An 11,289-nucleotide genomic window follows, 5' to 3' on the forward strand; every position below is an offset into this window, starting at 1 on the left:
GGAACTTATAATTTAGTACATATCTTTAGATGGAACGCGGAGTGCTGGGAAACTAGCACGCTCCGTGTGGAGCAGGGGAAAAGCTGGAGATAACCTCAAATGCTTACCTATTGCTGACATATGTTGAATAAGGAGTTGTCGATGCGACAGCTCCTATTGTGTTAAAGAGGCAGGATTGTGTAAGAAGAAATGAAACAGTGTTAATAGTGCAATAACTGTTTGAATAGAGAGGAGGAATTAACTTGCGACAAAGAATTTCTATTTTGGTAATTTTCTTATTTACCGTGTTATTTATTTCTGCATGCGATAAAAGTGTAGGAGACAATGAAGAGTATCCCTATGGACATTATGAAGATGATAAAATGATAGGAACTGTATTGGAAGTAAATAAAAGTGAAAACAACATTGTTGTTAATATTTCTGAATGGGAAAAACGAGATAGAAAAGGTCCTGGTATAAATGATGATGGATTCTCTTATAGAGCTAACTTAACTATAGAAACAGTTATTAAACACGAAGATGAAACGGAAGCATCTATCAATGATATAAAAAAGGGACAAAAAGTTTTAGTCAATCCACCAAGAGGGGATGATTTCGGAGGTCAGCCAGATGAAATTATTTTATTAGAGATGTCTTAAGAAGAAAAATATTCACGACTTCAATCACATATAGACGGGTTTAATTTAGCTGTAATGTATGAAGATGGGAAAAAGTTACCAACGGAAATGCAAGAATCAGTCTATGAGAACGTTATGAACATATTGGAGGGCACAGAACAAAGAGCCGTAGCTTCGTGGGTGCCTTATGATGATAATTATGTTGTTGATTATAAAGAAGAGTTGGACATAGAACAGTTTCCAGCAATACTAGTCTTTAACAAGGAAGAGTTGCTTTATGAATTAGCCGAGAACACTCGTGACTTCAGTCATGAGATGAATCGGCTTCGGACAAGGGATGGGCATTTGCCATCTCAATTGTCCAACTGTTTGCGTGCTACATGTAAGTAATTAGATACGAGTTTTTGTACAAATCATCCCCTTGAAATTAAGGAACAAATGTTTGTTTCACTCTCTCGAAAATGGTATAATTGACCTAATGAGGAGGTGAAACTATGATTGTAAACAAAGCCTATAAATTTCGCATCTATCCCAATAAAAAACAGACTGAACTTATCAATAAAACCATTGGTTGTTCAAGGTTCGTTTTTAACTTCTTTTTCGGGAAACAAAAAGAAAAAGATGCTTATTGGTATATCAGCCAAGAAATGGTTCAAAATGGTCACTTACCAGCGAACAACTGGAAAGGGACGTGTTTAAATAAATACAAGACGGTTAAAGCTCTCCCTGAATTAAAGAAGCACTATGTGTTTTTAAAAGAGGTTGATAGTATTGCCTTGCAAAGATCAGTTGAAAATTTAGCCAATTCCTATAATCGTTACTACAAGAAACAAAATAAGTACCCCCGTTTCAAATCTAAAAAGAATCCTGTTCAGTCTTATACAACAAAACAAACAAATGGAAATATTGCAGTATTAGATAAACACATTAAACTCCCAAAACTGGGGCTTGTTCGTTATGCTAAAAGTCGAGAAGTAAAAGGTAGGATCTTAAATGTTACCGTTAGGAGAAACCCTTCTGGAAAATACTTTGTGTCTATATTAACCGAAACACAAGTTAAAGAATTACCTAAAACAGGCTCAGCTATTGGAATAGACGTAGGTCTGAAAAATTTTGCTATTCTTTCTGATGGGACAATCTATTCTAATCCAAAGTTTTTCCGCACCATGGAAAAAAAGTTAGCTAAAGCACAAAGGATTATGAGTAGACGGTCAAAAGGTGGTGCAAATTGGAATAAAGCTAGAATCAAAGTAGCTCGTATCCATGAAAAAATTACTAATTCACGAAAAGATTACTTAGATAAAATCTCCACTGAGATTGTCAAAAACCACGACGTGATCGGAATGGAAGATTTGTCAGTAAGTAATATGCTCAAAAATCACAACCTGGCAAAGGCAATCAGTGAAGTATCGTGGGCAGAATTCAAATCAATGCTTGCGTACAAAGCCGAATGGTATGGCAAACAGGTTGTAACAGTTGCGAAGAATTTCCCATCCAGTCAGCTTTGCTCCTGTTGTGGCTATCAAAACAAAGACGTTAAAAATCTCGGATTACGTGAATGGGAGTGCACGAAGTGCCATACCCATCTTGACCGCGATATTAACGCAGGAATCAATCTTAAAAATGAAGCCGTAAGACTTCTTAACCTCAGGACCTGAGGGGATCGCCTAATCAATTAGAAACCGGTAGGTTTCTGTACTTAGGAATCTCGGTACTTCAGTGCCGAGTAGTTCAAAAAGCTTACAATGTTGAAGAATTATACGATTACTTTAAAAGCTTGAACGAATAATATAATACTAAAATGTACATTCCAGTGGATATGACAAGATGTAAACAATAATAGGAAAGGAGATTATTCGATGAAAAAAGTTAATTTACACTATATTCTTAATAATTGCGGTGGCTCTAACCCTTGCTATTTTTTTGTTTAACTCCCCAAACGAAATTAAAGCTACTAAGGTGATAAACATAGTTCAAAGTAATTATGTTTCGCTTGAAATAAATGACAAGCTTATTCAATCAGGAACAGAACAACAATACTTGTTGGATGATTTTATTCCGAAGTTATCAAGGTACACTATTAAAGACTATGAAGGAGAGTTACCTAACAATCAAACCTTCAAGGTCAAAATATTAGGAGATAAGATGATTACTTTGTATGATAACGATTACCTAGTAGTAGGTGAAGAAAAATATAAGATACAAGAAGGAGAAATAAATTTAGAATGGTTTTATAACTATTTAACAAACTCACAATTATCTTATACAGAAGTAAGAAAAGAAAGTCTTAACAAAGATATTCAATCATTTTTCCAAGGTGTTAAAGAAGAAAACGGGATTCACCTTTACTTGGATAACCACAATGCAGCTATATTTGTATATTTGAATGGGTCCAATGTTGTTCAAGGTGAAGAAGCTATGTACTTTACTGAATTTGATGTTGAAAGTGATAATGAAACATTAAACTTATTATATAAAAGTGATAAGACATCTGATCATTCAAATTCTACATGGGAATACGAGCTTTTCTATAAAGTGAACTTAGATAAAGATTATGAGGAAATGAAACTTTTTAATAATGGTAATGAGACACACTTAGGTACAATATCAGGAAATAACTAAATTCCTTTAGAATTGACTTCAAGGTATTTGAGACGTAGAAAAAAAGAACGATTGTATTATAAATTATTAATGTGGAGGTGACTAACTTAATGACTAAAAAATTTTTTACAATTACTCAAAATTTCGTTAGGTCAATAATCACTTTAGTTTTTATGGCTCTCGGTATATTCCAAGACAATCTTTATTATATTGTTATTGGAGCTATAATCTTAGGTATATCTGAAATAAGTTTCTCAGCTTATAACAAAAAAATAACAAAACAGACGAAAGGGACGGAATTGTAGAGTAGAAGTCGTGTAATGAGAGAATGAAAACTTTAGGAGCAATATTATAAGTACCATACTAGCGTATATGGGTGGCTTATCTGTAACATGAACCGTAGACTTTATTGTGTTAAAGGACAGGATAGTGGAATAAGAAACGTGGTTTTTTAAATTATAATAAGTTGAAAAAAGGTCTAAAACCTTTTCGTACATTCTATAAGGAGTTAGACTCCTACTAAAAAAACACCCCATTTTCAGTGCCAGGTACCACGTTCGGACATATGTCCGAACGTGGTACCTGGCACTTTTTTTATTATCCCCCATTTACTAGACTGTCCAAAAAGGATTACGAACGGTGCCAGGCACTGTTCGTAAAAAAACTCGTGAAATAAAGATTATTCGGGAAGTGACAGGCACCTAAACTATCGACAGGCACCTAAACTATCGGACGTAGGCACCTTGCATCTGCTTTGTAACGATTACGTATATGAGAGGTGAATTAAAGGAGGATGAAATGATGGAAGCTTGTACGATTACGGTGAAAGATGTAGCGAAGTATTTAGGGGTGCATACGGATATGATTTATTATTTGGTGCGTGAGGGGAGCTTGCCACATATTCGGTTTGGACGGAAAATTCTTTTTTCTAAAGAAGCGATTGATGGATGGGTTCAAGAAAAAGCGAAGACGTCTGTCGTAAGAAAGGGCGGGGAATGAAGTTGAACTATCTTAAGGAACTAAATGCATTCAAAGAATGGATGGCCTTTCATGAAATGCCGCCTAATGCGGTGCTATTATGGCACACACTGATGATGCTGAACAATACAGCTAGGTGGAAGCCAACGTTTAATGCCCCAAATACAATCATCAGAAACTTATCAGGGTTAACCAGTCAAAGGATAATAGAATCGAGAAAAATACTGATGGAAAATGAACTGATTCATTACGAACCTGGGGTGAAAAACAAAGCAGCAATGTATCAAATGAAATCGTTGGTTTTCTATTTTGAAAAATTAGCACAAACTTCACGCGAACAATGGGAGTTACGAAATAAGGTACCAAATCCGGTGCAATTCGGTTACCAACCCCGGGACATACTTAAAGTAAAAGAAAAAGATAAACAAAACAGAGGAGAAGGAAGAGCAAACGAACAAAATGCTTATACTGTTTATGAACAAAACTTCGGCATCATCAAACCAATTGTGCGAGAGTCGTTTCTTGCTTGGTGTGATGACTTAGGCGATGAAATTGTGATCGAAGCTATCAAACTTGCCGCAGAGAAAGGTGGCAGAACATACAGTTATCTTGAAGCAATTTTAAAAGAATGGCAACAAGCAGGCATAACGACCTTGGAACAAGCCGAAAACTATCAACTACAGAAAAACAAATCTCAATCGACACAGTTTTTTGTCACCAATAAAAGTAAGAATCGGGCAGTGTTAGATGAAATTCGTAGGGAGTTGAAGTCATGAATAATGATCAAGCATTAGAAGTTCTAGGTACGATTGCAGAGCTATATCCGAAGTTTGATATCTCGAAAAGAAAAGTAGCTATTCTTCTGCCAAAGTTAAAGAAGATGGATTACAGCAAAGTGATGAAAAAGCTATCTGCCTATGCAGCGGAGCACCCGTATGCACCGACCCTTTCAGAAATCGCTGTCTACCCACCAGAAACCAACATCTATCTAGAGCAGCAGAGGCCGCAATGGGAGAAAGAAGCAGCCCTGGTTTCTGAGGAGACGAAGATCGAGTTTAAACAGCAACTAAACACGCTTTTCAGGGAGATGAGTCTATGAATCTTGCAAACTACGAAGCGGAAGAATCGGTATTAGGTTCCGTCTTGTTGGATAGCACGCTGTTTAGCAATTTGACCGTCACCGAAGAACAGTTTGCATCTGAGAAACACAAGCTTATTTTTCGGGCTATGCAACAAACAGCTGACAAGCAGCAAACGATTGATTTGGTTACGGTGACCACGAATCTAAACGTAAACATAAAGCAGGTGGGTGGTGCAGCTTATCTGTTAAAACTTGCCGAGTCAGTCCCTAGCACAGAAAGTCTCGTTCACTACGAGCGACTGCTTTTCGAAGCATATCGTCACCGTAAAACGCGTGAACTAGCAGTCAAGTTTGCCGTCAAACCAAGTGACGCAGAATTAAAAAAACTGATCGGTTCCTTGCAGACGTATCAGGAATTCGGCATGGAGAAGCAAGAAACAGATAACACGGATTGCCTGAAAGAAATCGCAAACATGATCTTCACAGGAGAAGGCGCAGCTCCTGGTATTCCAACGTCCTATGCTGATTTAGACAACATGACCGGTGGCCTGCAGCCAGGTGAATTAATTATCATTGCGGCACGCCCATCTGTTGGAAAAACAGCATTTGCTTTAAATATAGTAGCAGCACATTGCCGTAATCAGGGAATGAGTTCATTTTTTAGCTTAGAAATGGGAAAAAAAGAACTACTGCAGCGACTCATATCAGCCGAGGGAAATATCTACAATCAAAAATGGCGCAACTTACTGTTCAATGAAAATGACTATGCCACCGCAATCCAAGCAGTCGGTGAGATTTCCAACTGGAAGCTTTCCATTCAGGAACAAAACCGATCGATCAGTGATATTCGTGCATCTCTAAGAAAAACCGTTCATGATCATCCAGATGAAATGCATCTAGCTGTTATTGACTATTTGCAACTAGTGAAGCCGGGCAGTCAGGGGCAACGGCGTGACTTAGAAATAGGAGAAATAACCAGGGAGTTAAAACTACTAGCATTGGAGTTGCATATTCCAATCGTGCTACTGTCCCAGTTATCTAGAAGTGTCGAACAGCGTCCAGATAAACGACCAATTATGTCTGACTTGAGAGAATCGGGCAACATTGAGCAGGATGCGGATGTTATCGCCTTTTTGTATCGGGATGATTATTACGATAGGGACACGGAAAATACAACCAGCTTGGAGCTTATTCTAGCAAAACAACGCAATGGTCCAACCGGAATGGTCGAGTTAGCCTTTCTCAAGGATTTTGGTAGATTTGAAAATTTGAAAAATAACGAAATGAGGGAAAAGAATGAAGGAGCATAGCAGGCTTGAGGCTAGCTGTTGCTCTGTAAACGAAGAAAGCCAATCACAGATGGAAACAGACGCAAAGGATTTAAGAAAACAGCTAGCGGGTGAAGCGGAACCAATGACACAAATCACAGCCGCATTAGATACGGCGCGGGTAAGACGAGTCATTGATGCAGACACGATCGAAGTGTATCTAAACGGAAATGTTGTTGATGTGCGCTTACTGTTAATTGATGCACCTGAAACAGTGCACCCAGATATCGCAGACGAACCTCTTGGTGCAGAAGCGGTTGCTAGGGCGAGACAGATACTGATAGGAAAACAGGTGCAGTTGGAATATGACGGCCCGCGGTATGATAATTATGGTAGATTGCTAGCTTATCTATGGGTGGATGGCGTGATGCTAAATGAGTTGTTGTTAGAAGAAGGATTAGCCCGCCTAGCCTATGTCTATCATCCGCCCTATAAATATTATCAACGGTATGTCAATGCACAGATGAGAGCGAAGGTTGGCTGGAAGGGGATGTGGGGGAGGAACGTTATTTTACCCCGGTGTAATCGTCCGTAAAACTCCCACTTCAAAACAACGAGGAAATCATAGAGTTTAAATGGGAGTAAACGGACGCTAACACCCCGAATGGTTCAGAGGCCTTTAGGTCATCCTTTAGGGCTAACAATCAGTGGGGAAGGACAAAAACCCCACTGATTGAAGGTTCACTTTTTTGGCCTATTATTCTACTAGCATTCATATACTGTAAAAAGCCCTGAAGAAAGTGGTTTTGTATATATTGTTTATAGCCACATTGGTGGCAGAAAGGAAGGCTCAAATGAAAAGAGATGAAGTGTTAACTGCCCTTAAAGCTGGAGAATTTGATGGAATAAGTCATACGTACCAACCATACAGCGGTTATGGGAAAAATAGTCATCAGAAAGAGATGAGTGTATCTTATGGGAGTATTGAGGTAACGAAAATTACGACAGGAAAAATCTTTAACGGCAAGGAAAATGAAAGATTTGAAGACAGGACAACTGAAGTGTTAAGTGATTCTGAAGCGGTAGATTTTATAGAAGCTCACCCGTATTACTTTTCACAAAGAACACCGGATTTGTTTTAGAACGAGACTTGAAATCTTCTAATAATACAAACAAACTAGCCTGCCAGCATATGAATCGTTTTGCTGTAGCTGACTAGGAATCAATGGTCAGTCCCTCTTTGTGGACCTTTTCCATATGAAGGATCTGACCCTTAGTTTAGGAGCTCGTTAAGCAAGTATTGTTAGAAGGTAAAAATCCAATTTAATGGTTTTTAATTGGGAAAGAGGTTGAAAAAATAGAATATAAGGTCATTTTACATATGCTTTTGTAAAGGGAAAATACATTTAAATTAAAATAGGAAGAAATCATTTATATAGCGTAAGTGACGGTTCATTTATGATATACTAGAAATAGATTAAATGAAAAGAGAATAGATAATGATATATGATGTAAATACACACAAAATTATCGGTTGCTACTTTCGAGAAGTAAAACGAGAAGAAATAATTCACAACAATTATAATCCTAAAGGGGGATGGAGTTTTAATTGGTTAAAACCAATTACACATTCCTTTGAAGTTTATGGATTAGTAACAGAAGATTATCCAGATTTAATTCAAGGGTTAATTGCTCTTAAATCAAATTATGATGAAGCGTTCCGATGTGTAGATATAGATATAATCGAATCAGCTCCGCAAAATAAAAAAGTGGTTAAAGGCGAAGAAAATAATCATAGAAGGTACATTGGAGTTGGAAGATGTTTAGTTGCTTTCGCTTGTGAATATAGCTTAAGTGCAGGCTTAGAGGGATTTATAGAATTAACATCAAAATCCTCTAAAATTGACTTTTACCAAGATCTAGGTGCTTGCTCTACATATGGCCAAAACATGATGATAACAGGTGATAGAGCCATCGAATTAGCAAAGTGTTATTTTTCAGGAGGTGTTCAGTGGTGGGAAAAGTAATCGATGTTTTTATTTCTACAGAAAACGGGTATAATATTAAAAAGGTCGGTGAGAAAAAAATGATTGATCAAATAAAAAAATTTGACAATAATTTTCCTGATGGCGTGTTTGCTGTTCCACGCTCCTCAAATGAACCACGAGTAAAAGTAAGAGCTTTGCATGATTACTGTAAGAGTCGAGGCATCACCCCAGCAGATATTAGTGAAGAAGAAATGGAAAAGTTTCTGGATAGATAAATGATGATAAATTTCTTCATTGCGATTATGAATACTAGATGTAAAAAGAACCCAAACCACAAATGGTTTGGGTTCTTTTTGAGGAAGCAGGGGACGGTTCGCTGCACCCGTAGGACTTTTTCTCCGGTAATGGGGCCAGACCCTGTCGAAAGACAAAGTGAAAGTTTTGTCTGTAAGGGAAGGACATTATGATGTGGGGTCACCCAGAGTGAAGTAGTTTAAGAATTGTCAAGGTCGTAGCCACGCTGTATAATAATAAGTTAAATAAAAACAATGTGCGATTTAAATAAAAAGGAGTATTAACATTATGACATTTAAAGAAATAAGCCCTAAAATCAATATTAAAGAAATGAAAGAGCTTGGGAAATTATCAGGAGAAGCGTTAAAGCATAAAGAAAAACGTGATAAGGAACTTAATGCAATTATTAAAGGTGAAGATGATCGCTTGCTTTTGATAATCGGTCCATGTTCATCTGATAATGAAGAAGCTGTTCTTGATTATGCTCATCGCTTAGCAAAATTGCAAGAGGAAGTTAAGGATAAGATTTTTATCGTAATGAGGGTATACACGGCTAAACCCCGTACCAAAGGTGATGGATATAAAGGCTTAATTCACCAGCCAGATTCAAAAGGGAAGCCTAGCTTAATTAACGGTATCAAGGCTGTTCGTGATTTACATTATAAAGTAATTACGGAAACTGGTTTGACAACAGCAGATGAAATGCTATATCCAGAAAATCTCCCTTTAATTGATGATCTTGTAAGCTACCATGCAATTGGGGCAAGAAGTGTAGAGAATCAACAACATCGATTTGTTGCAAGTGGCATTGATGTAGCAACTGGTATGAAAAATCCAACTTCAGGTAATTTGAACGTAATGTTTAATGCTATCTATACTGCTCAAAATGCACAAAATTTCTTATTTAATTACGCTGAAGTAGAAACAGAAGGCAACCCTCTTGCTCATGCAATTTTACGTGGAGGGTTAAATGAATATGGGAAAAACATCCCTAATTACTATACAGAAAATTTACTAGATTCAATCAAAATCTACGAAAAAATGCACCTTAAAAATCCATTTATTATAGTTGATACGAATCATGATAACTCTGGTAAACAATATTTAGAACAAATTCGTATCGTTCGTGAAATTTTGATTAATCGTAAATGGAATGAAGAAATTAAGAAATATGTTCGTGGATTTATGATTGAATCTTATATTGAAGAAGGACGGCAAGAAGAACCAATAGAATTTGGCAAATCAATTACAGACCCTTGTCTTGGATGGGAAAGTACAAAAGAACTTATTTATGAGATTTATGAATTAGCCGAGAACACTCGTGACTTCAGTCATGAGATGAATCGGCTTCGGACAAGGGATGGCCATTTGCCATCTCAATTGTCCGACTGTTTGAGTGCTACATGTAAGTAATTAGATACGAGTTTTTGTACAAATCATCCCCTTAAAATGCAGGAACAAATGTTTGTTTCACTCTCTCGAAAATGGTATAATTGACCTAATGAGAGGGGGTGAAACTATGATTGCAAACAAAGCCTATAAATTTCGCATCTATCCAAATAAAAAGCAGACTGAACTTATCAATAAAACCATTGGTTGTTCAAGATTCGTCTTTAACTTCTTTTTCGGGAAACAAAAAGAAAAAGATGCTTATTGGTATATTACCCGAGAAATGGTTCAAAATGGTCACCTATCAGCGAACAACTGGAAAGGGAAGTGTTTAAATAAATACAACACGGTCAAATCTCTCCCCGAATTAAAGAAGCACTATGGATTTCTAAAAGAGGTCGATAGTATTGCCTTGCAAAAATCAGTTGAAAATTTAGCTGATTCCTATCACCGCTACTACAAGAAACAAAATAAGTACCCGCGTTTCAAATCTAAAAAGAATCCTGATCAGTCTTATACAACAAAACAAACGAACGGAAATATTGCAGTAGAAGATAGGCATATCAAACTCCCAAAACTGGGACTTGTTCGTTACGCTAAAAGTCGAGAAGTAGAAGGTAGAATTTTGAATGCAACCGTTAGACGAAACCCTTCTGGAAAATACTTTGTCTCTATATCAACTGAAATAGAAGTTAAAGAACTTCCTAAAACAGGCTCAGCTATTGGAATAGATGTTGGCCTAAAAAATGTTGCTACTCTTTCTGATGGGACAATCTATTCTAATCCAAAGTTTTTTCGAACCTTGGAAGAAAAGTTAGCCAAAGCACAGCGGATGATGAGTAGAGGCACAACAGGTGGTGCAAATTGGCATAAAGCTAGAATTAAAGTTGCTCGTATCCATGAAAAAATTACTAATGCACGAAAAGATTACTTAGATAAAATCTCCACTGAGATTGTCAAAAACCACGACGTGATCGGAATGGAAGATTTGTCAGTAAGTAATATGCTCAAAAATCACAACCTGGCAAAGGCAATCAGTGAAGTATCGTGGGCAGAATTTAAAGTAATGCTTG

14 protein-coding genes are annotated in these 11,289 nt (G+C 37.1%); all 14 read left to right on the forward strand.

Annotation, left to right across the window (positions count from 1 at the left end):
• Positions 1-242: 242 nt before the first annotated feature.
• Positions 243-638 carry a hypothetical protein gene (locus D2K40_RS15735; protein WP_117151666.1) on the forward strand — a complete coding sequence of 132 codons (396 nt, stop codon included), beginning with the start codon at positions 243-245 and terminating at the stop codon, positions 636-638.
• Between the two features lie 54 nt (positions 639-692).
• Positions 693-1,007 (forward strand): hypothetical protein, encoded by a 315-nt coding sequence (locus D2K40_RS15740; RefSeq protein ID WP_117151668.1) that lies wholly within the window; start codon positions 693-695, stop codon positions 1,005-1,007.
• 104 nt (positions 1,008-1,111) lie between these two features.
• Positions 1,112-2,275, forward strand: coding sequence for an IS200/IS605 family element RNA-guided endonuclease TnpB (tnpB, locus tag D2K40_RS15745; RefSeq protein ID WP_117151670.1), 1,164 nt, complete (start codon positions 1,112-1,114; stop codon positions 2,273-2,275).
• Between the two features lie 301 nt (positions 2,276-2,576).
• Positions 2,577-3,239: a hypothetical protein gene (locus D2K40_RS15750; protein WP_162879252.1), complete on the forward strand. Its 663-nt coding sequence runs from the start codon at positions 2,577-2,579 to the stop codon at positions 3,237-3,239.
• Between the two features lie 780 nt (positions 3,240-4,019).
• Positions 4,020-4,217: a helix-turn-helix domain-containing protein gene (locus D2K40_RS15760; protein WP_117157303.1), complete on the forward strand. Its 198-nt coding sequence runs from the start codon at positions 4,020-4,022 to the stop codon at positions 4,215-4,217.
• Positions 4,218-4,219: 2 nt separating this feature from the next.
• Entirely contained in the window at positions 4,220-4,972 is a 753-nt protein-coding gene (locus D2K40_RS15765) for a DnaD domain-containing protein (RefSeq protein ID WP_162879253.1), read from the forward strand.
• Positions 4,969-5,295 carry a hypothetical protein gene (locus D2K40_RS15770; RefSeq protein ID WP_117157296.1) on the forward strand — a complete coding sequence of 109 codons (327 nt, stop codon included), beginning with the start codon at positions 4,969-4,971 and terminating at the stop codon, positions 5,293-5,295. Before D2K40_RS15765 ends, D2K40_RS15770 begins: the two co-directional genes overlap by 4 nt.
• Positions 5,292-6,587 carry a replicative DNA helicase gene (gene dnaB / locus D2K40_RS15775; protein ID WP_117157297.1) on the forward strand — a complete coding sequence of 432 codons (1,296 nt, stop codon included), beginning with the start codon at positions 5,292-5,294 and terminating at the stop codon, positions 6,585-6,587. Before D2K40_RS15770 ends, dnaB begins: the two co-directional genes overlap by 4 nt.
• 172 nt (positions 6,588-6,759) lie before the next feature.
• The gene (locus tag D2K40_RS15780) at positions 6,760-7,140 is read left to right on the forward strand and encodes a thermonuclease family protein (RefSeq protein ID WP_162879254.1); all 381 of its coding nucleotides are present in this window, start codon (positions 6,760-6,762) and stop codon (positions 7,138-7,140) included.
• A 259-nt stretch (positions 7,141-7,399) separates the two neighbouring features.
• A complete protein-coding gene (locus tag D2K40_RS15785) occupies positions 7,400-7,687 on the forward strand; it encodes a hypothetical protein (protein ID WP_117157299.1) in 288 nt (95 codons plus the stop codon).
• A gap of 357 nt (positions 7,688-8,044) precedes the next feature.
• Positions 8,045-8,572 carry a hypothetical protein gene (locus D2K40_RS15790; protein WP_117157300.1) on the forward strand — a complete coding sequence of 176 codons (528 nt, stop codon included), beginning with the start codon at positions 8,045-8,047 and terminating at the stop codon, positions 8,570-8,572.
• Positions 8,560-8,808: a hypothetical protein gene (locus D2K40_RS15795; RefSeq protein WP_117157301.1), complete on the forward strand. Its 249-nt coding sequence runs from the start codon at positions 8,560-8,562 to the stop codon at positions 8,806-8,808. Before D2K40_RS15790 ends, D2K40_RS15795 begins: the two co-directional genes overlap by 13 nt.
• Before the next feature lie 307 nt (positions 8,809-9,115).
• On the forward strand, positions 9,116-10,240 hold the full coding sequence (locus tag D2K40_RS15800; RefSeq protein WP_117157302.1) for a 3-deoxy-7-phosphoheptulonate synthase: 1,125 nt from the start codon (positions 9,116-9,118) through the stop codon (positions 10,238-10,240).
• A 106-nt stretch (positions 10,241-10,346) separates the two neighbouring features.
• Positions 10,347-11,289: IS200/IS605 family element RNA-guided endonuclease TnpB (gene tnpB / locus D2K40_RS15805; RefSeq protein WP_162879255.1), on the forward strand; the 943-nt coding region annotated here is incomplete at its 3' end.

The organism is Paraliobacillus quinghaiensis, assembly GCF_003426025.1.
Taxonomy (GTDB): Bacteria; Bacillota; Bacilli; order Bacillales; family Amphibacillaceae; genus Paraliobacillus_A; species Paraliobacillus_A quinghaiensis.

Bases quoted from the DNA above. Each gene is read 5' to 3' on its own strand.
- D2K40_RS15740 (WP_117151668.1), top strand. From the start codon at position 693: ATGTATGAAGATGGGAAAAAGTTACCAACGGAAATGCAAGAATCAGTC.
- tnpB (WP_117151670.1), top strand. From the start codon at position 1,112: ATGATTGTAAACAAAGCCTATAAATTTCGCATCTATCCCAATAAAAAA.
- D2K40_RS15760 (WP_117157303.1), top strand. From the start codon at position 4,020: ATGGAAGCTTGTACGATTACGGTGAAAGATGTAGCGAAGTATTTAGGG.
- D2K40_RS15770 (WP_117157296.1), top strand. From the start codon at position 4,969: ATGAATAATGATCAAGCATTAGAAGTTCTAGGTACGATTGCAGAGCTA.
- dnaB (WP_117157297.1), top strand. From the start codon at position 5,292: ATGAATCTTGCAAACTACGAAGCGGAAGAATCGGTATTAGGTTCCGTC.
- D2K40_RS15785 (WP_117157299.1), top strand. From the start codon at position 7,400: ATGAAAAGAGATGAAGTGTTAACTGCCCTTAAAGCTGGAGAATTTGAT.
- D2K40_RS15790 (WP_117157300.1), top strand. From the start codon at position 8,045: ATGATATATGATGTAAATACACACAAAATTATCGGTTGCTACTTTCGA.
- D2K40_RS15800 (WP_117157302.1), top strand. From the start codon at position 9,116: ATGACATTTAAAGAAATAAGCCCTAAAATCAATATTAAAGAAATGAAA.